20 protein-coding genes, 1 tRNA gene and 1 pseudogene are annotated in these 22,666 nt (G+C 66.9%); 7 read left to right on the top strand and 15 right to left on the bottom strand.

Annotated features, from left to right (window positions below; genetic code table 11):
* Positions 1-122: 122 nt before the first annotated feature.
* The 7 genes and pseudogenes from ACFSNB_RS15410 to ACFSNB_RS15380 all read right to left on the bottom strand — a co-directional run.
* Positions 123-357: pseudogene (locus tag ACFSNB_RS15410) on the bottom strand (transposase); the annotation flags it as partial.
* A 138-nt stretch (positions 358-495) separates the two neighbouring features.
* Positions 496-569: transfer RNA gene (locus ACFSNB_RS15405), tRNA-Gly, on the bottom strand.
* A gap of 115 nt (positions 570-684) precedes the next feature.
* A complete protein-coding gene (locus tag ACFSNB_RS15400) occupies positions 685-2,139 on the bottom strand; it encodes an alpha/beta hydrolase (RefSeq protein WP_377318151.1) in 1,455 nt (484 codons plus the stop codon).
* A gap of 11 nt (positions 2,140-2,150) precedes the next feature.
* On the bottom strand, positions 2,151-2,777 hold the full coding sequence (locus ACFSNB_RS15395; protein ID WP_377318149.1) for a LysE family translocator: 627 nt from the start codon (positions 2,775-2,777) through the stop codon (positions 2,151-2,153).
* A 141-nt stretch (positions 2,778-2,918) separates the two neighbouring features.
* On the bottom strand, positions 2,919-3,353 hold the full coding sequence (locus ACFSNB_RS15390; protein WP_377318147.1) for an ArsC/Spx/MgsR family protein: 435 nt from the start codon (positions 3,351-3,353) through the stop codon (positions 2,919-2,921).
* The gene (gene draG / locus ACFSNB_RS15385) at positions 3,331-4,269 is read right to left on the bottom strand and encodes an ADP-ribosyl-[dinitrogen reductase] hydrolase (protein ID WP_377318145.1); all 939 of its coding nucleotides are present in this window, start codon (positions 4,267-4,269) and stop codon (positions 3,331-3,333) included. The genes ACFSNB_RS15390 and draG overlap by 23 nt, the downstream gene beginning before the upstream one ends.
* Positions 4,270-4,331: 62 nt before the next feature.
* Positions 4,332-5,156, bottom strand: a complete 825-nt coding sequence (locus ACFSNB_RS15380; RefSeq protein WP_377318143.1) for an NAD(+)--dinitrogen-reductase ADP-D-ribosyltransferase — start codon at positions 5,154-5,156, stop codon at positions 4,332-4,334.
* Between the two features lie 345 nt (positions 5,157-5,501).
* Between ACFSNB_RS15380 and nifH the strand changes: the two genes are divergently transcribed.
* The 7 genes from nifH (at position 5,502) to mutL (ending at position 14,255) form a co-directional block, all read left to right on the top strand.
* Positions 5,502-6,380: a nitrogenase iron protein gene (gene nifH / locus ACFSNB_RS15375; protein WP_377318141.1), complete on the top strand. Its 879-nt coding sequence runs from the start codon at positions 5,502-5,504 to the stop codon at positions 6,378-6,380.
* A gap of 87 nt (positions 6,381-6,467) precedes the next feature.
* A complete protein-coding gene (nifD, locus tag ACFSNB_RS15370; RefSeq protein ID WP_377318139.1) occupies positions 6,468-7,922 on the top strand; it encodes a nitrogenase molybdenum-iron protein alpha chain in 1,455 nt (484 codons plus the stop codon).
* Between the two features lie 118 nt (positions 7,923-8,040).
* Positions 8,041-9,576, top strand: coding sequence for a nitrogenase molybdenum-iron protein subunit beta (gene nifK / locus ACFSNB_RS15365; protein WP_377318137.1), 1,536 nt, complete (start codon positions 8,041-8,043; stop codon positions 9,574-9,576).
* 152 nt (positions 9,577-9,728) lie between these two features.
* Positions 9,729-10,133 carry a type VII toxin-antitoxin system MntA family adenylyltransferase antitoxin gene (gene mntA, locus ACFSNB_RS15360; RefSeq protein WP_377318135.1) on the top strand — a complete coding sequence of 135 codons (405 nt, stop codon included), beginning with the start codon at positions 9,729-9,731 and terminating at the stop codon, positions 10,131-10,133.
* Complete coding sequence (gene hepT / locus ACFSNB_RS15355) at positions 10,123-10,533, top strand: type VII toxin-antitoxin system HepT family RNase toxin (RefSeq protein ID WP_377318133.1); 411 nt, start codon at positions 10,123-10,125, stop codon at positions 10,531-10,533. Before mntA ends, hepT begins: the two co-directional genes overlap by 11 nt.
* Positions 10,534-10,670: 137 nt before the next feature.
* The gene (locus tag ACFSNB_RS15350) at positions 10,671-12,329 is read left to right on the top strand and encodes a fatty acid--CoA ligase (protein ID WP_377318131.1); all 1,659 of its coding nucleotides are present in this window, start codon (positions 10,671-10,673) and stop codon (positions 12,327-12,329) included.
* A 72-nt stretch (positions 12,330-12,401) separates the two neighbouring features.
* On the top strand, positions 12,402-14,255 hold the full coding sequence (gene mutL, locus ACFSNB_RS15345) for a DNA mismatch repair endonuclease MutL (protein WP_377318129.1): 1,854 nt from the start codon (positions 12,402-12,404) through the stop codon (positions 14,253-14,255).
* A gap of 88 nt (positions 14,256-14,343) precedes the next feature.
* Here the strand turns inward: mutL and ACFSNB_RS15340 are convergent, their stop codons facing one another.
* The 8 genes from ACFSNB_RS15340 to fliD form a co-directional block, all read right to left on the bottom strand.
* Positions 14,344-15,252, bottom strand: coding sequence for a flagellin (locus ACFSNB_RS15340; protein ID WP_377318127.1), 909 nt, complete (start codon positions 15,250-15,252; stop codon positions 14,344-14,346).
* Positions 15,253-15,276: 24 nt separating this feature from the next.
* On the bottom strand, positions 15,277-17,064 hold the full coding sequence (gene flgK, locus ACFSNB_RS15335) for a flagellar hook-associated protein FlgK (RefSeq protein WP_377318125.1): 1,788 nt from the start codon (positions 17,062-17,064) through the stop codon (positions 15,277-15,279).
* Positions 17,065-17,099: 35 nt separating this feature from the next.
* Positions 17,100-17,561 carry a hypothetical protein gene (locus tag ACFSNB_RS15330; RefSeq protein WP_377318123.1) on the bottom strand — a complete coding sequence of 154 codons (462 nt, stop codon included), beginning with the start codon at positions 17,559-17,561 and terminating at the stop codon, positions 17,100-17,102.
* Positions 17,562-17,600: 39 nt separating this feature from the next.
* Positions 17,601-17,963, bottom strand: a complete 363-nt coding sequence (locus ACFSNB_RS15325; protein WP_377318121.1) for a hypothetical protein — start codon at positions 17,961-17,963, stop codon at positions 17,601-17,603.
* Between the two features lie 25 nt (positions 17,964-17,988).
* Positions 17,989-19,272 carry a flagellar hook protein FlgE gene (locus ACFSNB_RS15320; protein WP_377318119.1) on the bottom strand — a complete coding sequence of 428 codons (1,284 nt, stop codon included), beginning with the start codon at positions 19,270-19,272 and terminating at the stop codon, positions 17,989-17,991.
* Between the two features lie 14 nt (positions 19,273-19,286).
* Positions 19,287-19,955, bottom strand: a complete 669-nt coding sequence (locus ACFSNB_RS15315) for a flagellar hook assembly protein FlgD (RefSeq protein ID WP_377318117.1) — start codon at positions 19,953-19,955, stop codon at positions 19,287-19,289.
* A gap of 322 nt (positions 19,956-20,277) precedes the next feature.
* The gene (gene fliS / locus ACFSNB_RS15310; RefSeq protein WP_377318115.1) at positions 20,278-20,688 is read right to left on the bottom strand and encodes a flagellar export chaperone FliS; all 411 of its coding nucleotides are present in this window, start codon (positions 20,686-20,688) and stop codon (positions 20,278-20,280) included.
* A 148-nt stretch (positions 20,689-20,836) separates the two neighbouring features.
* Positions 20,837-22,606 carry a flagellar filament capping protein FliD gene (fliD, locus tag ACFSNB_RS15305; protein WP_377318113.1) on the bottom strand — a complete coding sequence of 590 codons (1,770 nt, stop codon included), beginning with the start codon at positions 22,604-22,606 and terminating at the stop codon, positions 20,837-20,839.
* Positions 22,607-22,666 lie beyond the last annotated feature (60 nt).

Genomic DNA, 22,666 nt, shown 5'->3' with positions numbered 1-22,666 from the left:
ATTGCCGCACGGTCCGTCGAGGCCCTGGAGCAAGCCATCGCCTCCGCCCTCAGCGACTTTTCCTCCGACGAATGTCAAAATTACATCAAAAATAGTGGCTATTCGATCTAACCGGGAAATGCTCTAGCGGGCAGCGCCTTCAGGTCCACCGGCGCTTCGCCCGACGCCTCCCCCGGTGTCGCGCCGAACACCCCGGCCGCTCCCTCCAGCAACTGCCCCCCGCCAAGTCGTGATCTGATTGGGGTGCACGTCATACTGCTGAGCCAGCTCGGCCAGCGTCTTGTCGCCCTTGATCGCCGCCAGGGCCACCTTCGCCTTGAAAGCCGGTGAATGGGTCCGGCGCGCACGTTTCGTCATGGTCCTTCCTCCTGCGCGGCATCGTCGCCGCTTTCAGGCGGAAAATCCACTTATCGCCCTGTCCGAATTTCCCAGGCCGGCTCTTTATCGCCCGGCGGGCAGTCTCACTAACGTGTTGAAAACGTTATGAGAAGCGGTTGGAGCGGGTGAAGGGAATCGAACCCTCGTCGTAAGCTTGGGAAGCTTCTGCTCTACCATTGAGCTACACCCGCGTCCCGGTCGGGCGGCGCGTTGGCCCGCCTCGCGACGTGGAGGGGGATTATGCCAAACTTGGCGCGGTTCGCAAGCGGAACCTGCATCCAATCCGCAGGTTCCGCTTGCCGTCCCTCATTCCGGCAGAAACGCCGCCACCGCCGCCATCGTCCGCTCGAACAGCGGGTTGAAGCCGATCCGGATCACCAGGCCGTCACTCTTCTTCATTTCCTCCGGGGTCATCTCGCTGAACGACAGCGGGCCGCTCGCCGCCTGGGTGGTCCGGCATTGCGGCAGGGCGGCGCGCTGGGTCGGGGTGACGCAGCCGCACAGCTTGCCCCACTCCTGGTTGGTGGCGTAGCCGAGGCAATTGCGGTAATCGCCCGCCGCGCCGTAATGCGGATTGTCCGGCGCCACCGGTACACCGTTATGGCCGATCCGGGTGACGCAGATCCCGGCCGGGCTGCCGAACGGGCATCGCGGCAGCGGCTGCGCCGCCGGTGGCGCGCAGCCGGTGTCGTCGGGGCCGGTGCCACGCAGGCAGGTGACGCGGGAATCGTCGCGATCGAGCCGGGCGTAGCGATCGGGATGGGCCGCCAGCGTCGCCGGGCTGGCGAACAGCAGCAGCCGGCTGGCCGGGTTTTCCACCCGCTGGCGGAAGAAATCGAGCGAGGCCTGGGGATCGACGGTGACATCGTCGGCCGAGAAGGCCATCAGCACCGGCAGGGTCAGCGGCCGTTTCGCCCGTTCGACCTCGGTCATCACCTCCATCAGCGGACGCGGCGCCATCACCGGAAAGCTTTCCGCCTTGGCGAAATCGAGGTCCTCGTCGATCCGCAGCCACGCCCCTTCCGGGCCGAAGCCGCGAAAGGCGGTCAGGATCGCCTGGAACAGTTCGAAGCCATACGGGATCCGGTGCAGCGGAAAGCGGTTGGTCAGGCCGATCGAGGGTGACAGCAGGGTCAGCGAGGCCAGCGTGACCTTGGGCGGCGCGCCGTTGAGGGCGAGGTCGAGCGCCAGCGCCGCGCCGGTCGAGAAGCCGGCGAGATGGACCTTGGGCACCTCTCCGGCGAAGCTGTCGATGCCATAGCGCAGCGCCGCCTGCCATTCGGCGGCGGTGGGGCGGATCAGGTCGCCCGGCACCCCGCCATGTCCCGGCAGCAGGATCGAGCGCACCAGCAGACAGCGTCCGGGCAGCCGGGCCAGGGCATCGCCGACATCGCGCATCAGATAGGGCGAGTCGCTCAGCCCGTGCACCAGCAGCATCCCGGCCTTGGCGGTACCGCCACAGGCCGGGTCGAGCGGCCATTGATGCGGCCCGACCAGTTCGGCATGGGAAGGGGCCAGCGCCGGATCGGGCTCGATCGGCCCGCGCGCCTGTTGCAGCACCGCGACGGTATCGCGGACATAATCGGCGAACGGCTTGTCGGCACCGGCGGCATCGCGCCAGGTGACCAGCTTCATTGCCGTCGGCTGGTGGCGTGCCGCCGTCCAGCGGGCCGGTTCCGCCTCGTTCGCCCCGGCCGGGCCTGAAGCCAGCATCAGCGCGACGATCGCCGCCCCCAGCCGGGCGAAAAGCCTTCCCCGCATCCTGTCCTCCCTCATCGTGTCACCATCAGTCGGGCGCCGAGGGCGATCAGCACCCCTCCGGCGCAGCGGTCGAGCCATTTTCCCGCGCCCGGCCGCCGGTGCAGCCAGCCGCCGATCCGTCCCGCCAGCGCGCCGAGCAGCCCGAACAACAGCGCCGCCTGGGCGGCGAACAGCCCGCCCAGCAGGGCGATCTGAACCGCCTCGTCACCACGCCCGGCGATGACGAACTGGGGCAGGAAGGCGAGGAAGAACAGAATGACCTTGGGATTGATCGCATTGGCGAGCAGCCCGCGCCAGAACAACGGCGCGAGACGCGCCGGCCCCACCGCCGGCGGTGGGGCAAACCCGCCGCCGCCGCGCAACGCCCCGATCCCCAGCCAGACCAGATAAGCCCCGCCACACAGTCTGAGCGCCAGAAACGCCCCGGGCGAAGCCTGGATCACCGCCGCCAGCCCCAGCGCCGCGAGCAGGGTGTGACTGAGACAGCCGAGGCCGCAGCCGATGCCGAACGCCATCCCGGCGCGGCGACCGCGCGACAGGCCGAGGCTCAGCACCATCAGATTGTCCGGCCCCGGCGCCAGTGTCACCGCCACCGCCGCCAGCAGGAACCCCGCGATCTGTCCCGGCTCCAGCAGCATCCGCTCCCCCTTGTTCCGCCGCGCCAGGATACGGGGCGGAACAGGTTTGTCGATGGAAGGTTACACCCGCGCCGCCGCGCGCAGGATCAGGAGCGGGATCCAAGGGCCTTGCGGCCCTTGGCGGGTGCGGGCAGCGCCCGCTCAGTGCTCCTCCCCGGTAGAGGGCGGTTCGGGGCAAACCCCTTCGCTTCGGGGGCAGGCCTGGGGCGCCGGCTCCGCGCGGGGCGCAAGCCCGACCCACGAGTCGAGCACCGCCTCGTCGAACCCGGCGAGACGGCGCCCGTCGCATTCGATCAACGGCCGACGGATCAGCAGCGGGTCGAGGCACATCTGGGCCAGCGCCTCGTCGGCCTCGGCCAGTTCCGGCACCACCGCGCCGGACTTGACCCGTGGCGCCGCGCGGTTGAACCATTCCGCCACCGGCCGGTCGCCGAAGAACGGGCGCAGGGTCTCCGGCCGCCAGGTCTGCACCCGGATATCGAGCGCGACCACGTCATGGCCGGATTGCCGGAGGATCTGCTTCTGCCGGGTGTTGTTGACGCAGCCCGGCTTCTCATAGAACAGGATCACCGCCATTCCCTGGTCCTCCTTGTTGTGGTTGTTCGGTTTCGAGCGTCCGCGCCAGGGCCAGCAGGGCCGGGACCTGACGGCGGATTTCATCGGCAACGTTCTTGTCGAGCTTGCCGAGCCAGGCGGTCGGGATGTCCTGCACCCCATAGGTGGCCCCGGCCAGCATGCCGACGATCGCGCCGGTGGTGTCGGCGTCGCCGCCCTGATTGACCACCTCGATCAGGCAGGAGCGGAACGAATCGGTCAGGAAGTAGAAATGCAGCACCGTCTGCATCGTATCGATGATGTAGGCGGTCGATTGGCCGTGGAAATGCTCGAAGCGGAAGCCGCGATGGGTTTCGACCAGCCGGCGCGCCACCTCGCGCGCCTCGCGCATCCCCTGGCCGAGCAGCAGGGCCTGGGTCATCCGTCCCAGGGCCAGGGTGGCGTCGTCCGACAGCGGATGGTTGTGGGTGATGTGTGCTTGGGCAATCGTCCATTTTTCCAGCAGATCGGGCCGGCCCAGCGTTGCCAGCGCAACGGGCAGATTGCGCATCGCCGCGCCATTGCCGGCATCGCCCTCGCTGTAGGCGCCCTCGACCTGACCGTGGGTCATGTAGCGGCGGATGCCGCGCCGACAGGTGTTGCCGATATCGACCGGCCCGCTTTTCAGCCAGGCGGCGAATTCGTCGCAGACGTCGGGCAGATCGAGGGTCTGGCGCCGGGCCAGCGAGCGGCCGAGGCACAGGCTCATCTCGGTGTCGTCGGTGACCTGACCGGGGGCGAGATGGAGCCAGCCGCCGCCGATCATCTTGCGGTGCAGGCGGTATTTTTCCTCGATCTCGCGCCGGGTCATGAATTCGACGGTGGCGCCCAGCGCATCGCCGACGGCAAAGCCGAGATAGGCGCCCAGCGCGCGTTCGGTCAGGGAGGGTCCGGACATCGGCGGCCTCGGAGTGGTGGACGAGAGAGAATCGAACAAAGGCGGCATCGTCGTGTCCCCGGTCAGATGTAGTCGGCCCGCACCCGGTAATCGCCGCCGATCACCAGGAATTCGCCTTCGCCCTTCAGCGGGTGGGTGGCGAGCAGGGTGTTGAAGAACAGCACCTTCACCGCCGGCACCCGCACGGTCAGGATCACGTCGCCGAAACAGTCGGCGACGCTGCGGTCGCTGGTGAAGGACGCGAGATTGTTGAGGTGCATCACCACCGTCTTGCGGTCGATCCGGGCGACGATCTGGTGTTCGTCGAACGAATTGACGCCGCGATAGAGGGTGAGGTGGCGTTCGCCCGGCGCGACGTAGCGGCCGAGCGCCCACTGACAGAACTCGTAGAGGATGTCGAGCTGGCAGTAGATCGAGTTGTTATGGAACCGGCTCGACATCTTTTCTTCGACGTAGCTGATCCAGCCCTGGCCGGCGAAACGGGAGATCCGTTCCTTGTGGAAGGTCGGGAACAGGCCGAAACGGCTTTCGACCCAGCCCTTCAGCACCGCCCCTTCCGGCCCGTTGGAATCATAGCCCCAGCCCTTCAGCAGGCGCAGGAAGCTGGCGCGGTAACGGCGCGGCCCGCCCGCCCGGCCGGCGGCGCCGTCATGCTGCTCGGGGTCGATGCCGAACATCGCCACCATGTATTTATAAAAAGCGTCGCCGGCGTCGGCGAGATCGTCGGCCCGGCCGAGCATCTCGAACAGCCCGCCATTCATCTCCCGCACCCCGGACAGATGAATCTCGCGCGGATCCTCGTTGAAGGCGTCACTGCCCAGCAAGTCGGTGGCGAGACCAACCATGTTGGTGCTGTGTCCAAGTCGGCAATTCGTCGGCTGGTCCATGGTGCGGCATGACTTTCGGATGGAAGCCCGTTCCATCCTGCAAGAACCATACCTGTCCCCCGCCACCGCTGTTCGCCCCGTCCGCCCCCCGCTGTTCGGCTTCGAACACAGGCGCCGCCGGCTTGTCGCGTTCCCAACAGCCGCCCATTTGTTGGGCATCTGCCTCCCGCCCCAAGACAATGCATTGATATAGAACGATTTTGCCGCCGTTTCGCCGCGAATCAGGTCGGGTTGGCCGTCGTCCAGGCACTTGGCACGCTCCCTGCAAGGAGAGAGGCGTGGCAGGGGCGTCAGGCCCTCCGCCGACGGTTTTTGAAGGCAGGCAGACAGAAAGGAAACCCCAACATGCCTCGTCAGATCGCTTTCTACGGCAAGGGCGGTATCGGCAAGTCGACCACCTCGCAGAACACCCTGGCCGCCCTGGTCGAAATGGACCAGAAGATCCTGATCGTCGGCTGTGACCCCAAGGCCGACTCGACCCGACTGATCCTCAACACCAAGCTGCAGGACACCGTTCTGCACCTCGCCGCCAAGGCCGGCTCGGTCGAAGACCTCGAGCTCGATGACGTGATGAAGATCGGCTACAAGGGGATCAAGTGCACCGAGGCCGGTGGCCCCGAGCCGGGCGTCGGCTGCGCCGGCCGCGGCGTGATCACCGCGATCAACTTCCTCGAAGAGAACGGTGCCTACGACGACGTCGATTACGTCTCCTACGACGTGCTGGGCGACGTGGTGTGCGGCGGCTTCGCGATGCCGATCCGCGAGAACAAGGCCCAGGAAATCTACATCGTGATGTCGGGCGAGATGATGGCGCTGTTCGCCGCCAACAACATCGCCAAGGGCATCCTGAAGTATGCCGGCACCGGCGGCGTGCGCCTGGGCGGCCTGATCTGCAACGAGCGCCAGACCGACCGCGAGCTCGACCTCGCCGAGACCCTGGCCAAGCGGATCAACACCCAGATGATCCACTTCGTGCCGCGCAACAACATCGTCCAGCACGCCGAGCTGCGCCGCATGACCGTGATCCAGTACGCCCCCGACTCGTCGCAGGCGGCCGAGTACCGGACCCTGGCGACCAAGATCCACGCCAATTGCGGCAAGGGCACCATCCCGACCCCGATCACCATGGAAGAGCTCGAGGACCTGCTGCTCGAGTTCGGCATCATGAAGTCCGACGAGCAGCAGCTCGCCGAGCTCCAGGCCAAGGAAAAGAAGGCCGGCTGATCCCCGGGGCAACCCGCCTGTCCCACCGGCCCGGCCGGGTCGGGGGGACAGGGGTGACGCTTAGACCACGCGGAAAGGAGAAGGGGCATGAGCCTCGATAACGTCAACGATACCGCCGCCAACGAGGCTCTGATCAAGGAAGTGCTTGATCAGTACCCGGAAAAGGCCGCCAAGAAGCGCGCGCGCCACCTCGGCACCGTCAAGGCCGACGCCAGCGGCAACCCGACCTGTGGCGTCAAGTCCAACATCAAGTCCGTTCCCGGCGTGATGACCATCCGTGGCTGCGCCTATGCCGGTTCGAAGGGCGTGGTGTGGGGCCCGATCAAGGACATGGTCCACATCTCCCACGGTCCGGTCGGCTGTGGTCAGTATTCCTGGTCGCAGCGCCGCAACTACTTCAACGGCACCGTCGGCGTCGACAGCTTCGTCACGATGCAGATCACCTCGGACTTCCAGGAACGCGACATCGTGTTCGGGGGCGACAAGAACCTCGACAAGATGGTCGATGAGCTGAACGAGATGTTCCCGCTCAATCGCGGCATCACCATTCAGTCGGAATGCCCGATCGGCCTGATCGGCGACGACATCGAGGCGGTGGCCAAGAAGAAGAGCAAGGAAACCGGCAAGACCATCGTTCCGGTCCGCTGCGAGGGCTTCCGCGGCGTGTCGCAGTCGCTCGGCCACCACATCGCCAACGACGCCATCCGCGACTGGGTGTTCGACAAGACCGAAGCCGAGTGGGAAACCGGCCCCTACGACGTCAACCTGATCGCCGACTACAACATCGGCGGCGACGCCTGGCCGTCGCGCAAGTTGCTGGAAGAGATCGGCCTGCGGGTGATCGGCTCCTGGTCGGGTGACGCCACCCTGGCCGAGATCGAGCGCGCCCCCAAGGCCAAGCTCAACCTGATCCACTGCTACCGGTCGATGAACTACATCTGCCGGCACATGGAAGAGAAGTACGACATTCCGTGGGTGGAATATAACTTCTTCGGCCCGACCCAGATCGCGGCTTCGCTGCGCAAGATCGCGGCCCAGTTCGACGAGACCATCCAGGCCAATGCCGAGAAGGTGATCGCCAAGTACCAGCCGCTGGTCGATGCGGTGGTCGCGCGCTACAAGCCGCGGCTCGAAGGCAAGACCGTGCTGCTCTATGTCGGCGGCCTGCGCCCGCGTCACGTCGCCACCGCCTATGACGATCTCGGCATGGTGATCGTCGGCACCGGCTACGAATTCGCCCATAACGACGATTATCAGCGCACCGGCCATTATCTCAAGGAAGGCACGCTGGTCTACGACGACGTCTCCGGCTACGAACTGGAGAAGTTCATCGAAAAGCTCCGCCCCGATCTGGTCGGCTCCGGCGTCAAGGAAAAGTACGCCACCCAGAAGATGGGCGTGCCCTTCCGCCAGATGCACTCGTGGGACTATTCCGGCCCGTATCACGGCTACGATGGGTTCGCCATCTTCGCCCGTGACATGGACATGGCGGTCAACAGCCCGATCTGGAGCAAGTTCAAGGCTCCCTGGAAGGCTGCGTAACCCCGGCTCCAGGCCAGTTTCGTCCCCCCACGGGACCCGACCCGTATCGAGATACTGAACCCCTCCCCGCGCGGCGCCCATCATCCGGGGGCGCGGGGAGCTGGGAAGGAGAGTTGTCATGCCTCAGAGCGCTGACCAGATCAAAGACCACGTCAAGCTGTTCCAGGAGCCGGAATACAAGGAGATCTTCGACCGCAAGAAGGCTCAGTTCGAGTGCCGGCCGAGCGACGCCGACGTCGCCGCCCAGGCCGAGTACACCAAGGGCTGGGAATATCGCGAGAAGAACTTCGCCCGTGAAGTCGCGGTGATCAACCCGCAGAAGGCCTGCCAGCCGCTGGGCGCGGTGTTCGCCGCCGCCGGCTTCGAAGGCACCCTGCCCTACGTCCACGGCTCCCAGGGCTGTGTCGCCTATTTCCGCTCGCACCTCGCCCGTCACCTCAAGGAGGCGGTGCCGATCGTCGCCGACTCGATGACCGAGGACGCGGCGGTGTTCGGCGGCCTCAACAATCTGGTCGAGGGCCTGCAGAACGCCTACAAGCTCTACTCGCCCAAGATGATCGCGATTTCGACCACCTGCATGGCCGAAGTCATCGGTGACGACCTGTCGGCGTTCATCGGCACCGCCAAGAGCGCCGAGAAGGCCGCGGTTCCGGCCGATTTCCCGGTTCCCTTCGCCCACACCCCGTCGTTCGTCGGCAGCCACACCACCGGCTACGACAACATGATGAAGGGCATCCTCAACTACTTCTGGGATCGGGAAAGCGTCAAGGAACGCAGCGCCGACGCCAAGATCAACATCATCCCCGGCTTCGACGGCTACGCGGTCGCCAACAACCGCGAACTGAAGCGCTACCTCGACCTGATGGGGGTGGAGTACACCCTGCTCGGCGACGTGTCCGACGTCTACGACACCCCGTCCGACGGCGAGTACCGGATGTATGACGGCGGCACCAGCCTCGACGACGCCCGCGCCGCGATCAACGCCAAGGCGACCATCTCGCTGCAGGAATATTGCACCCCGAAGACCCTCGAATATTGCGGCGAGAAGGGTCAGACCGTCGCCAGCTTCAACTACCCGATGGGCATCGGCGCCACCGACGCCCTGCTGATGAAGGTGGCCGAGCTGTCGGGCAAGGCGATCCCCGAGAGCATCGAGAAGGAGCGCGGCCGTCTGATCGACGCCATCGCCGACAGCCAGGCCTGGCTGCACGGCAAGAGCTTCTCGATCTACGGCGATCCCGACTTCACCCTGGCGATGACCGCCTTCCTGCTGGAGATGGGCTGCGAGCCGAAGCACGTGCTGTGCACCAACGGCTCGGCCGAATGGGAAGCCAAGGCCAAGGCCCTGCTCGCCACCTCGCCGTTCGGCGCGGAGGGTCAGGTCTGGCGCGGCAAGGACCTGTGGCACCTGCGCTCGCTGCTGTTCACCGAGCCGAGCGACTTCCTGATCGGCAATTCCTACGGCAAGTATCTCGAAAAGGACACCGGCATTCCGCTGATCCGGCTGACCTTCCCGATCTTCGACCGTCACCACCACCACCGCTTCCCGACCTTCGGGTATCAGGGCGCGCTGCGGGTGCTGGTCGAGATCCTCGACCGGATCTTCGAGGTCACCGACGCCTCGAGCGAGATCTCGTTCGACCTGACCCGCTAGGCACGGCGGTTGTTCCCGGCCCCCGGAGCGGCGACGCTCCGGGGGTTTTTCTTTGCCGTGGGTGCGGCAGGCCACCGGATCGCGGGCTATCGAAGCCTGGCCCGACGCGCTATCGTCGACGCGGAACGGATCAGACGCGATCAGGGGCGGGCATGGCGGCGCTTTCAGACGATCAGATCGTGGCGGCGGTACGGTCTGCCCTGCCGGAGGTGCAGGCCATCATTCTGTTCGGCAGCCGGGCGGAGGGGCTGGAAACAGCCGACAGCGACCTCGACCTTGCCGTCCTGCCACGCGGCGGGATCGATCCGGTACGGCTATGGGAGGCGGGGGAAGTCATCGCCCGGCGCCTCGACGTCGATGTCGATCTGATCGACCTGCGCGCCGCCAGCACGGTGATGCAGTTCCAGATCGTCACCACCGGGCGGCGGCTGTTCGCCGAAGGGGGCGAGGCCGACCGTTACGAGATGTTCGTGCTCAACGAGATGACGGCCCTGAACGAGGCGCGGGCCCCGCTGATCGCCGACATCCGGAGCGGGGGGCGGGTTCATGGTCGATGACGTGCTGCTCAACAAGGTGGCCACCATCGAACGCTGCGTGGCACGGGCCGAGGAAGAATACCGCAAGGATCCGGCAACCTTCGCCACCGACTTCACCCGTCAGGACGCCGCCATCCTCAACATCCAGCGGGCCTGCGAAGCCTGCCTGGACATCGGCCATGCCATCATCCGCCGTCAACGTCTGGGCGTCCCGCAAAGTGCCCGCGACGTGTTCGCCCTGCTGGCGCGCGCGGGGTGGATCGACACGGCGCTGGCCGAGGCACTGCAACGCATGGTCGGCTACCGCACCATCGCCGTCCATGATTATCAGACCCTGCACCTGCCCATCACCATCGCGGTGATCGAACGCCACCTGGGCGACTTCCTGGCTTTCGGCCGGACCGTGCTGGGCCGGCTCTGACCCTCCCCCGGCTCTGCGGCCCTGTCGGGGGCTCATTCCTTGTCTGCAAAAAGGGGAACACGCGGGGCCTATATCGCCTCGGCGGCCAGGACTACAATCGCCGGCTCGTGAGGATCTTGCGGGCCAGGGAGCCATTCATGTCCGTCCGGTGCGTCAGTGCAACACCTTCCGCCTATCAATACCCGCTGCTGATCAAGCAGTTGCTGCTTACCCCTCTGGCGACCGTACCAGAGCAGGAGATCACCTATCAGGGAAAGATCCGTTACACCTACCGCACCCTGAAGGATCGCATCGGCCGGCTGGCCAATCTGCTGGCCGCCCACGGAGTCCAGGCGGGGCAGACGGTGGCGATGATGGATTGGGACAGCCATCGCTATCTCGAGGCCTTCTTCGCCGTGCCGATGATGGGAGCCATCCTCCAGACCGTCAATGTCCGGCTCAATCCCGAGCAGATCCTCTACACCCTCAACCATTCCGAAGCCGACCTGCTGATCGTCAACAGCGAGTTCTTCCCGATCCTGGCCGAGATCGCCGGCCGGCTCGAAACGGTCCGGACGGTGGTGACGATCAGCGACGAGGCCGCCCCGCCGCCGGCCCCGATCGCCGCGATCGGCGAGTACGAATCCCTGCTGGCGGCGGCGCCGCCGGATTACGATTTCCCCGATTTCGACGAGAACGCCCAGGCCACCACCTTCTACACCACCGGCACCACCGGCAATCCCAAGGGGGTCTATTTCAGCCATCGCCAACTGGTGCTGCACACCCTCGGCTGTGCCGCCGCGCTGGGGGGCGCGCCACGGCAGGGGCATGTCCATCGCGAAGACGTCTACATGCCGATCACCCCGATGTTCCACGTCCATGCCTGGGGCTTTCCCTATCTGGCGACGATGATGGGGCTGAAGCAGGTCTATCCCGGCCGCTACCAGCCCGAGGTGATCTGTCGGCTGATCGCCGAGGAGAAGGTCAGCTTCTCCCACTGCGTCCCGACCATCCTGCACATGATCCTCAACCACCCCCAGGCGGCCCACACCGACTTTTCCGGCTGGAAGGTGCTGATCGGCGGCTCGGCCCTGCCCGAGGCGACCGCCACCGCGGCGCAGAAGCGCGGCATCGACATCTTCACCGGCTACGGCATGTCGGAAACCTGTCCGGTGCTGACCGTCGCCCATCTCGACAGCGCCGCCCTCGCCCGCTCGCCCGAGGATCAGTCGGTGATCCGGGCCAAGACCGGGCGGCCGCTGCCGCTGGTCGATCTGCGCATCGTCGATGACGCGCTGCGCGACATGCCGCACAACGGCAAGGCGGTCGGCGAGGTGGTCGTCCGCGCCCCCTGGCTGACCCAGGGCTACGTCAAGGCGCCGGAGGCCTCCGAACTGCTGTGGAGCGGCGGCTATCTTCACACCGCCGACATGGGCAACATCAACCCGGCCGGCTATCTCAAGGTCACCGACCGCATCAAGGACGTGATCAAGACCGGCGGCGAGTGGACCTCGTCGCTCCAGCTCGAGGACGTCATCTCCAAGCACGAGGCGGTGCACGAGGTGGCGGTGATCGGCATCCCCGACGAGAAATGGGGCGAGCGGCCGCTGGCGCTGGTGCTGCTCAAGCCCGATCATGTCGGCAAGGTCAGCGAGAACGCCCTGCGCCATTACGCCGCCCATGCGATCGAGACCGCCGGCATCTCGCGCTATGGCGTGCTGTTGCAGGTCCGCTTCGTCAAGACCCTGGTCAAGACCAGCATCGGCAAGATGAACAAGCGGCTGATGCGGGCCGATCCCGAGGCGCTCTGTCTGTGACGGCGGCCTGATCCCGCCCCCGGCCCGGAGCCGGTTCCCTTTGCCGGGAACCGGCTCTAGACTGGGGCGGCCATGCCGATCCGTCTGCTCCCCCCCACCCTGGTCAACCGCATCGCCGCCGGCGAGGTGATCGAGCGCCCCGCCGCCGCGATCAAGGAACTGGTCGAGAACGCCCTCGACGCCGGCGCCACCCGGATCGAGGTCACCCTGGCCGAGGGCGGCCAGGCCCTGATCGCGGTCAGCGACGACGGGGTCGGGATGGATCCCGACGAGCTGTGCCTCGCGGTCGAGCGCCACGCCACCTCGAAACTGCCCGACGACGATCTGGTGCGGATCCAGTTTCTCGGCTTTCGCGGCGAGGCGCTGCCGTCGATCGGCTCGGTGGCGCGGCTGACCCTGACCAGCCGGCGGCGCGGCAGCGACAGCGCCTGGAGCCTGTCGGTGATCGGCGGCGAAAAAGGCGAGCCGGTCCCCGCCGCCCATCCCCCCGGCACCCGGGTCGAGGTGCGCGACCTGTTCTTCGCCACCCCGGCCCGGCTGAAATTCCTCAAGAGCCCGCGCACCGAGACCGGCCATGCCGTCGAGGCGATCGAACGGCTGGCGATGGCCCATCCCGCCGTCGGCTTCGCCCTGATCGAAAACGGGCGGCGGCTGCTCGATCTCGCCGCCCGGCCGGGCGAGGACGGCCGGCTGGCCCGGCTGGCCCAGGTGATCGGCCGCGATTTCGCCGCCAACGCCCTGCCGCTCGACGCCGAGCGCGACGGCATCCGCCTGTCGGGCTGGGCCGGGCTGCCGACCTATCACCGCGCCACCGCCGCCGCCCAGTATCTGTTCGTCAACGGAAGGCCGGTGCGCGACCGGCTGGTGATCGGGGCGGTGCGCGGCGCCTATCAGGACGTGGTGGCGCGCGACCGCCATCCGGTGGTGGCGCTGTTCATCGAGCTGCCGGCCGATCAGGTCGACGTCAACGTCCACCCGGCCAAGGCCGAGGTGCGCTTCCGCGATTCCGGGCTGGTGCGCGGGTTGATCGTCGGCGCGATCCGCCACGCCCTCGCCGCCGCCGGCCATCGCACCAGCAGCACGGTCAGCCAGGCCGCGCTCGGCGCGCTCGGCGCCCATGCCTGGTCCGCCCCGGCCCGGCCGGCGGCCTCGTCCGGCTGGTCCGCCCCGCCCCGGCCGGCGCCGCCGCTGCTGGCCGCCGCCGCCGCCGCCCAGGCCCCGCTGGCGCCGCCACCCGGTCTGGCCGAACCGATTCCCGGGCTCGACCTGCCCCCCGCCGCCCCGTCCGGCGCCGACCGGATCGCGGCGGTCGCCGCGCCGGCCGAGGATCCGGCGGCGGAGACCTATCCGCTCGGGGCGGCGCGGGCGCAGTTGCACGACACCTACATCGTCGCCCAGACCCGCGACGGGCTGGTGATCGTCGATCAGCACGCCGCGCACGAACGGCTGGTGTTCGAACGGATCAAGCAGGCGCTGGCCGAGGGGGGCGTCGCCGCCCAGGGGCTGCTGCTGCCCGAGGTGATCGATCTGGGCGAGGCGGCGGCGGCGCGGCTGGTCGAGCGGGCCGAGGCGTTGCAGACGCTCGGGCTCGGGCTCGAACCGTTCGGGCCGGGGGCGGTGGTGGTGCGGACGGTGCCGGCCCTGCTCGGCACCGGCACCGACGTGCCGGGACTGGTGCGCGATCTGGCCGACCAATTGGCCGATTGGGGAACGGAAACCGCCTTGTCCGACCGGCTGTCCGAGGTGTGCGCCACCCTCGCCTGCCATGGCTCGGTGCGGGCCGGGCGGCGGCTCGGTCTGGCCGAGATGAACGCCCTGCTGCGGCAGATGGAGGCCACCCCGCTGTCCGGCCAGTGCAATCACGGCCGGCCGACCCATGTCACCCTGTCGCGGGCCGAGATCGAATCGCTGTTCGGCCGGCGCTGAGGCGGCTGGCGGCCCGCCCGCGCGGCGTTTGGGCCTCCCCGGTTCGGCCCGACCTGACCCGGCGGGTCAGGTCAGCGGCCGGGCGGTCTTACAGATAATTGGTCAGCGACAGCTTGGTGACCTTGGCCAGCGCGGAATAAGAGGATTGCAGGGTGGTCTGGAGGTTGGTGACCTTGACCGCCGCGGCGGCGGTATCGACGTCCTTCAGCGAGCTGACCTGATTGGTCAGCAGGGTGGCGGCGTTGTCCTGCAGGGTCTTGGCCGAGGTCAGCCGGCTGGCGGTCAGGGACAGGCCGGCCTGGGTGGAGGTCAGTTCATCGATCGCCGCGACGGTCAGGTCGTAGATCGCGCTGATCGCCGAGGCGGTGAGCGGCGTGGTGTGCTTCAGCAGGTTGGCGGCACGCAGGGCCTTTTCGAAGCCGTCGCTGGTGTCGCCGGCATTGACGCCGTAGGTGACGGTGACGTCCATCGACACCTGGACCGAGGCCAGACTGGACGAGCCCTCGTAATAGGCGGTGTCCGGGGCGGCGACCGAGGGGGTGGTCGACAGGTTGGCGGTGTCGACCGGCTTGATCTTCGACACCGTGCCGCCGAAGACGTAATCGCCGGCCACCTCGGTGTTCATCAGCCCGGCGAGATCGTCGAGCAGCTCGCTGCCGAACGCGGCATAATCGACCACCGTCGCGGTGTCCGACATCGCCACCGACAGCGTGGTGCGCAGATTGGTCAGCTTGTCGGTCATGTCGCCCATCGCCGCGTACATCGCCTCGACCCGGGAGAGCACGGTCTGGGCGTTGGACGACCAGGTCTGGGTGCGGTTGAGGGCGTTCTCGACCGCGATCAGCCGGCCGCACTCGCCCGGATCGAGGTCGGTGTAATTGTTGCCCTTGAGGCCCGAGGCATTCTGGGCCGACGCCTGGGCGAAGCGGGACTGCAACCCCATCGCGGAGGAGAGCATGGTGTTGGCGAGCCCGTAGGTCGAAACACGTTCCGTCATGATGTCACCGCTTGTGCCAAAGGTTTACTTCACCGCCGAAAGCAGGTTCTCGAACATCGACTTGACCGTGCTGACGACCTGAGCCGAGGCGGCATAGGACTGGCTGAGCGCCTGGATGTTGGCGGTCTCCTCGTCGACGTTGACGCCGTATTTCGACGAGAACGACGAGGTCAGCGTGGTCAGCGAGGTTTCGTCGGCGCTGGCCCGGGCCTTGCTCGCGGTCATGTCGGAGGCCACCTGGGAAATCAGATCGGCCGAGGAGGACGCCACCCCCGAGGAATCGAGCGCGGTGGCCAGCGACTGGATCTGGGCATCGCTCGAGACGATGATCGTCCCCCCGGCCGTCATCGCCGCAGCGGCGGTCGAGAAGGTCTCGGTCGCCAGCAGGGTCGGCTTGGCCAGGATGTCCGAACGCACCGCGATGTCGCCGGCGCCGGTGCCGGTGACCAGATCGTTGAGCCCCAGCGCCGAGGACAGGCTGACCCCCGGGCTGTAGCTGGTGCCGCCGACCGCGGTGACCGAGCCCCCCGACAGGGCGACGCCGTTCGACGCGCTGGTGGCGGTCAGGACAAAGCGACCGCTGGCATCGACACTGGCGGTCACCAACCCGGTCAGGGCGGGAATGCCGTTGATCGTGTCGCGCAACCCCTGGACCGTCGCGGGCGTCGTCGGCAGAGCGATGGTCGCGGCGGCAACGGTGGTACCGGACTGGTTGGTCACCGCCACCGTCAGGTTGCCGCTGCCGGTGAGAGCGTTGCCGAGGGCGAGGCCGGTGACCGAGCCGGTCAACTTGTTGGGCTGGGTCGCGGCGGTGCCGGTATTGTGCGCGCTGTTGATCGCCGACTTGAACGAGGTGGCGATCGCGTCGAGCTGGGTCTGCATCCCCGGCAGCACGCTGTCGCGCATCGCGATCAGCGACGACAGGCTGCCGGTGTCGATCTTGCTGGTGAGGTTGATGCCGGTGCCGCTGACCGGATCGCCGTTGGCATCGAGGGTGGCATCGACATAGACCCCGGACAGCTGGCCGCCGGAATAGGTGGAGGCGGCGCCGATCGTCCCGCTGTGCCTGAACGACAGGGCGTGGACCGAGGCGTCGAGCAGCGGGGTGCCGCCGGCGGTGTAGATCGCCAGCGAGCCGTCGTTCTTGGTGAAGGAGGTCACCCCGATCCGGCTCGACAGGTCGGCGACCAGATTGGCGCGCTGATCCTCGAGCGTGGCGGTGGAGGAGCCGACGGCGGTGGCGCGCACGATCGACTTGTTGAGCTTGTCGATCGCCTGCAGATCGGAATTGATGCTGTCGACCGCGTTGGCGATCGCGGTATCGGCCTCTTCGCGCATCGACTGCACCGCGCTCGAGGTGGTGCGCAACGAGGAGGTGAACTGCTCGACGTTCTGCACCGTCGAGGTTTTCAGCGCGGTGCTGGTCGGGCTGGCGGCCAGCTTGGTCAGCGTCGCGGCCAGGGTGGTCAGTTCGGACGACAGATTGTCGCCGCTGCTGCTGCTGTCGGAGGACAGCGCGCCGAGCGAGGAACCGACCTCCTCGTAATAGTCGGCCAGGGTCGCGGACGCCCCGCTGGTCGAGGTGGCGCCGTAGATGCTCTTCAGCAGCCACGGATCGACGTTGCTGGTGACCGAGGTGACATAGACCCCGGCCCCCTCGCTCCGGGTGGCGAGGCTGGTCTTGTTGGCGCTCTTCTTGGTATAGCCGTCGACGTCGGCATTCGAGACGTTCGACGACGAGGTCGACAACTGGGTCTGGAGCGCCTGCAGCGAACCCGACGCGATCGACAGGGCAGTGTTAAGCGACGACATCAGCCCGCTCCTTCCTCATCCCGCTTCTGCGGGACTCAAATGTGAAAATTGGTCCCGACCACCGAATAGCGCCCCACCTGGGTTTCGCCATCGGCGCCATAGGGACGGCCAACCCCGGCCTCGTCGCGCAACGCCGCCAGCGCCGCGTCGACCCGCCGCCGCGACGCCAGGATCGCCGCCTCAAGCCGGGCGACGTTCTCGGCGGCGATCTCGCGCAGATCGCCCACCGCCTGGATCAGCGTCTCGCTGAACTCGGGATCGTCGGCCAGCGTCTGGGCGACGTCGGCACGGACGCCTTCCCACAACGCGGCATAATCGGCCGCCAGCTCGGTCTTGCGCTCGGCGGTTGGCACCACCCCGGCCGGCATTCCCTCGGCCAGCAGCCGGTTCTCTTCGTCCATCACCAGCGCCAGCTCGGTCACCACCTCAAGCAGCGCCTGGGCCGCGCCGTCGATGTGGTCGGTGTCGGACGGGTCTGAAGCGGCATTCTGCAGCATGACGAGGCTCCTTATGACGAATAACGACGCCGCCGACGGTCAGGACGACCGGTCGTGGGCGACGACCGCCCCTTGAAGATAGGCCCGCGCCGCGCCGCCGTGACGGTTGAGCGCCCGCAGGTCCTCGGACAGGGTGGACAGCTCGCCTTCAAGCTCGCCGACCAACCCCTCCAGATCATTGATCGCCACCGCGATCCGCCGCCGGATCTGCCGGCGTTCGCCCGGCGGCATCTCGGCGATCCGCCGCGCCAGCCGCTCGGCCACCTGCCGGGCGTCGTCGCCGAGCGGATCGTCCCCGGCCCCGCGCACCAGATCGGGCAGCGATTCCCGCGCCTCCTCCAGCCGGCGTTCGAACCCCAGTTCGGCCGGCAGCGGATCGGAAAGCGAGGGAGGTTCCGACATCACACGGTCCCTTCCGGTTCAGGCCTCAGCGTACCGCCGAAACCAGGTCGTTGAACATCGTCTTCGAGGTGCTGATCACCTGCGACGCGGCGGAATAGGCCTGCTGGGCCACGATCATCTTGGTGAATTCGGTCCCGGTGTCGGTGGTCGAGGCTTCCAGCGCCTGCGACTTGATCGTGCCGGTGCCGTTGTCGCCCGACACCCCGGCCAGCGCCTTGCCCGAGGTGGTGCTTTCCTGATACATGCCGTCGCTCAGCACGGTCAGGCCGTTGACGTTGGCGAAGTTGTACAGCGCCACCTGACCGATGGTGATGGTCAGGCCGCTGCCGTAGGTGGAGGTGACCACCCCGTCGCTCGACACCGTCACCCCGCTGTAGCTGCTGGGCGGATAGCCGTCCTGGCTGAGGCTGGTCAGCTTGAAGGTGCTGCCGCTGTCGTACTGGGTCAGATCGGTGAAGTCGAAGGTCAGCGGCAGGGTGCCGGTGGCGGTGACCAGATTCGACGACACGGTGATCGGCGCGGTGACCGCGCTGCCGTTGACCTGGCTGAGCGAGCCGTTGGTCGGACTGAACAGCATCGTGTAATAGCTGGTGCTGAAGCTGAGGCTGGGCTCGGACGAGGTCAGCGACACATCCCACTGATCGGACGCCGAGGCGTCGGTGGTGAAGGTCATCGTCACCGTGTGGCTGGTGCCGATGGTGTCATAGATGGTGGTGGAGGTGGTGATCGAGGACGGCACGCCGGTGGTCTTCGCCTTGTTCCACACCGACATCGGCAGGTTGGCGTCCAGCGAGAGGTTCGCGGTCGGCTTCCACTTTTCCTTGCCGTCCTGCACCCGCAGCGCCCCGACCGACCCGGTCGCGACGTTGGCGCCGGTCGAGGTGTTGTAGCTGTAGGTGTAGCCCTCAAGATAATAATCGTTGCCGAGCGACAGATAGCCCTCGTCATCGACCGAGAATTCGCCGTCGCGGGTGTAGAGCGGGTTGGTCGGCGTGCCGGTGCCGGCGCTGCTGCTCTTGCGGCTGACCACGAAGAAGCCGTTGCCGTCGATCGCCATGTCGGTGGAGGACGAGGTGGCCGACACCCCCCCCTGCGCCGCCACGTTCTGGCGCGACACCGCGGTGACACCCGCGCCCGAGGACGGGACGTTGTCGGTGTAGGAGGTGGTCACCAGCGAAATGAAGCGGGTGCTGTTGGCCTTGTAGCCGATGGTCGAGGAATTGGCCAGGTTGTTGGCCACGGTGGACAGGGCCTGCGCTTCCGACTTCAAACCGGAAACGGCGGTGGACATGGCCGAGGCGATCGACATGGAGTTTCTCCCGGTTAAGCGGCGACGCGGGTGACCTTGCCGAGATCGACGGAGACGCCGCCAACCTCCAGGGCGAGGGAACCATTGGAGGAATCGACCGCCGTCACCTTCCCGACGATGTAGGTGGAGGCGGTGACCGCTTTCCCGGCGGAATCCACCGAACTGACGGTCAGGGTGTAGGTCCCGGCCGACACGTCGGCGCCGGAACTGTCGGTGGCGTCCCAGGCGAAGGTGTGGTCGCCGGTGGAGGTGTCGCCGCTCTTGGTGTAGATCGTCTTGCCGTTCGAATTGGTGACCGCGAGGGTGGTCGACGCGGCGTTCGAAGGCAGATCATAGACCCATTCCGCCCCCATCGAGCCCGAGGAATCGACCGACAGCTTGTTGGTCTCGGCGGTGACGGTCTTGCCGATGTAGCCGACCCCGGTGGACAGGCTGGAGGCCGACACCGACGAGATCGACGAGGCGATCTTGCTCAGGTAGGTGTTCGCATTGAGCTGCTGCTCAAGGCCGGCATACTGGATCAGCTGGCTGGTGAACTGCGAGCCGTCGACCGGATTCAACGGGTTCTGATTCTTGAGCTCGGTGCAGAGCAGCGTCAGGAACTGCGTCTCGATGGTCGAAACGTTCTCGGCGCCTTTGGTGAGGGTGCTGGAACTCGAACTCGTGGCAGAGACGGTCGTCATGGCGTACCCCGTTGAATAGGTCGGGCGAGGGGAAACCCATCGCGCTCTGGAACTTCTACGCACCCGGCGGCATTTTCCGGCGCTTGATTTCGCATCGGCCCCGCCGCCTCGGGTTTTTCAATGCAACGCACATGCCATCTGACGATTCCCCGCCGGACCCCGCCGATCACGCCATGGCGCGGGCGCGCGTCGACCGCGCCCCGGGCACGGCCCGGGGCGCCGGCGTTCTGCCGACGAAAAGAGGCTCCGACCTAGCGGGTCCGGCCGGAGCGACCGGAATCTTTTTCCCGCGACCGGGCGATTCCGGCCGGAGCGAGGGGAATCATTTTCCCTCGGCCGCCTCGGACGGGTTGCTTTCCGGCACCCCGGCGATCTCGGCCCAGGCGTTGCGCAGTTCGCGCAGGCCACTCTCGATGCGACGATACATCTCGTGCGCCTCGGACCGGCCGACCGAACGCATCAGCGCGGTGATGTTGGCGTGATAGGTCTGGTGCAGGCCGCGCGCCACGTCGCCGCCCCGCTCGTAATCGAGCACCGACAGCAGGCCGCGCAACAGCTCGACCGCACGGGACACTTCCTCGTACTGACGGGCCCAGTCGTTCTGTCCGGCCGCGATGCCGGCGTTGCGAATGCGCACCAGAATGCCGTCATAAAGCATCACCACCGCATGCAGCGGCGGCACGGTCATGGCTCCGGCTTGATAGGCGGCGTTGGCCCGCTGCGACGGGATCATCCTGCTCCTCCTCGATATGACCGGCCGCGGACGCCGAAGGGCCGCCCCGGGAACTGACATCCTCGCCCCGGCGGCCGCCCCGCGCGGGGCGGCCGTCGACCCGATCCGTCACCTTCCGGGCCGGCCCTCCGGTCTCCGTCGGCAGAGACTAATTGGAGGTCTTGGACAAGGCGGCCAGCAGGGCCAGAGTGGTCTGGGCGGTGGCCAGTTTGGCAGCGATGTTGGAATATTTGGTTAAAAGGAACTGGCGATAGGCCTCGGCGTCGGACTGGATCGCCGTGATCCGCGACGACAGGTCGTTGTCCTGGCTGGTCAGGGAACTGACCGCGTTGGCGATCTGGCCGGAGGTGCTGTCGGCGAATTCGCTGATGGTGGAATACAGCCGTTCGGCGATGCCGGAACTGAGATTGACGGTGATGCTCTGGTTGGTGTTGCCGACGAAGACGAACGCCATCCCTTCGTAGATCGACCCAACCGCGCCCTTGATCGAGCCGCCATCGACGGTGAACAGCGAGCTGTCGCCGTTGCAGCTCACCCCCGACAGTTTCCCCGACCCATCGACGGTGAGGTCGAAATTGAGGGTGGCCGAGGTCAGCGTGTCGTTGTGCGAAAGCAGCTGGAGGTTTCCCGACGAACTGGTCGCCTGGTAGGAGAACAGCGCCTGTACCGAATCGAACGAATTGTCGAGCGCGTTTTCCAGCGTCGCCGTCTTGATCTGGAGATAATTGTTGACGTCGAACGAGATCCCGAGCTTGCCGAGCGACAGGCCGTTGACTTCGCTCGACAGAATCGACTGCACCGAACTGGTGACGCTGCGCAGGATCGAATCGCCGAACAGCACCGCGCTGTCGCTGGCGGTGGTGCCGCTGGTGCTGAGCGACTGGTTGGTCAGGACGAAATCGCGCAGCGAATTGTAGGCGGAGACGAAGGCGTTGATGTCGTTTTCGACCGTCGAGGTGTCGTTGGTGACATCGAGCGACAGGGTGGTGCTGGTGACCGAGGCCGAGGTGGTGGTGGAGCCGCCGCTGGTGGTGGTGCTGTAGGCGGTGGCGACCGACGGCTTGTAGAGGCTGAGGGTCACCCCCTTGATCGCGTCGGTGATGGTGTTGGTCGAGCGGGTGACGGTCACCCCGTCGATGGTCAGCTTGGCCGGCTGGGCGGACTGGAGGACATCGGCCTTGGTGCCGGAGCCATCGCTGGTGATGCCCAGGCTTTGCAGCACGTCGGGGCCGCCGCCGGGGGTCAGGCTGAGGGTGCGGTCGGTGGTCGCCCCGGTCAGCACCAGCATGTACTTGCTGTCGGAGGTCTGCACCACCGAGGCGATCACCCCGGTCGCGCTCTGCGAGACGTTGATCGCGCCGGCGATGTCGGCCAGCGTCATGCTGGAGGAAATCGAGATCACCGCGCTGGTGGCGCCGGAGCCATCCTCGGCCGAGGCGGTGCCGAGGGTGAAGGTGCCCGACAGCGACAGCGCGCTGGAGGCACTGGCGACTTCCGAAATCGAGCCGAGCCGCTCCACCTTGGCGACCTGATTGACGACGATGTCGTGGCTGCCGAGGGTGGTGCCGTAGGCGACGGTGGCGCCGAGATAGGAATTGGCGGCGGTCGAATCCGACGAGGCCAGCGCGATCGAGCGCGACAGGAAGGCATCGCTGGCGCTGCCGGTCGCCTTTACCGAATTGCGCAGGGCCTTCAGCGGCGACTGCACCGACTGCAACAGCGATTGCAGGTTCTGATAGGCGGAAATCTTGGTCTGGTTGGCGGTGACCTTGGTGGACAGGCTGTCGGCTTTCGCCAGACGGCCCTCGTAACCGATCTGCGCCAGTTCGGTGGCGTTGAAGCCACTGGTATAAGTCGCATAGCCGGCCGACGTCGATGACGCGGCGCTGCTGGTGTTGGTGCTGCTGACTGTGGCCATGGAGACGCCTCCCGGGGGGCGAAGCCTCCGCTTCGGCGAAACGGACGGACCGCCCCATAC

This window comes from Phaeospirillum tilakii, from assembly GCF_042683125.1.
Lineage (GTDB): Bacteria > Pseudomonadota > Alphaproteobacteria > Rhodospirillales > Magnetospirillaceae > Phaeospirillum > Phaeospirillum tilakii.
This window is presented reverse-complemented; position numbering and strand designations above follow the sequence as displayed.

Coding starts and splice junctions, on each gene's coding strand:
- hepT (WP_377318133.1), top strand. CDS start 10,123: ATGGTCGATGACGTGCTGCTCAACAAGGTGGCCACCATCGAACGCTGC.
- ACFSNB_RS15400 (WP_377318151.1), bottom strand. CDS start 2,139: ATGCGGGGAAGGCTTTTCGCCCGGCTGGGGGCGGCGATCGTCGCGCTG.
- nifD (WP_377318139.1), top strand. CDS start 6,468: ATGAGCCTCGATAACGTCAACGATACCGCCGCCAACGAGGCTCTGATC.
- draG (WP_377318145.1), bottom strand. CDS start 4,269: ATGTCCGGACCCTCCCTGACCGAACGCGCGCTGGGCGCCTATCTCGGC.
- ACFSNB_RS15325 (WP_377318121.1), bottom strand. CDS start 17,963: ATGTCGGAACCTCCCTCGCTTTCCGATCCGCTGCCGGCCGAACTGGGG.
- ACFSNB_RS15350 (WP_377318131.1), top strand. CDS start 10,671: ATGTCCGTCCGGTGCGTCAGTGCAACACCTTCCGCCTATCAATACCCG.
- ACFSNB_RS15380 (WP_377318143.1), bottom strand. CDS start 5,156: ATGGACCAGCCGACGAATTGCCGACTTGGACACAGCACCAACATGGTT.
- mutL (WP_377318129.1), top strand. CDS start 12,402: ATGCCGATCCGTCTGCTCCCCCCCACCCTGGTCAACCGCATCGCCGCC.
- nifK (WP_377318137.1), top strand. CDS start 8,041: ATGCCTCAGAGCGCTGACCAGATCAAAGACCACGTCAAGCTGTTCCAG.
- ACFSNB_RS15315 (WP_377318117.1), bottom strand. CDS start 19,955: ATGACGACCGTCTCTGCCACGAGTTCGAGTTCCAGCACCCTCACCAAA.
- ACFSNB_RS15330 (WP_377318123.1), bottom strand. CDS start 17,561: ATGCTGCAGAATGCCGCTTCAGACCCGTCCGACACCGACCACATCGAC.
- ACFSNB_RS15395 (WP_377318149.1), bottom strand. CDS start 2,777: ATGCTGCTGGAGCCGGGACAGATCGCGGGGTTCCTGCTGGCGGCGGTG.
- ACFSNB_RS15340 (WP_377318127.1), bottom strand. CDS start 15,252: ATGACGGAACGTGTTTCGACCTACGGGCTCGCCAACACCATGCTCTCC.
- fliD (WP_377318113.1), bottom strand. CDS start 22,606: ATGGCCACAGTCAGCAGCACCAACACCAGCAGCGCCGCGTCATCGACG.
- ACFSNB_RS15320 (WP_377318119.1), bottom strand. CDS start 19,272: ATGTCGATCGCCTCGGCCATGTCCACCGCCGTTTCCGGTTTGAAGTCG.
- flgK (WP_377318125.1), bottom strand. CDS start 17,064: ATGTCGTCGCTTAACACTGCCCTGTCGATCGCGTCGGGTTCGCTGCAG.
- mntA (WP_377318135.1), top strand. CDS start 9,729: ATGGCGGCGCTTTCAGACGATCAGATCGTGGCGGCGGTACGGTCTGCC.
- nifH (WP_377318141.1), top strand. CDS start 5,502: ATGCCTCGTCAGATCGCTTTCTACGGCAAGGGCGGTATCGGCAAGTCG.
- ACFSNB_RS15390 (WP_377318147.1), bottom strand. CDS start 3,353: ATGGCGGTGATCCTGTTCTATGAGAAGCCGGGCTGCGTCAACAACACC.
- fliS (WP_377318115.1), bottom strand. CDS start 20,688: ATGATCCCGTCGCAGCGGGCCAACGCCGCCTATCAAGCCGGAGCCATG.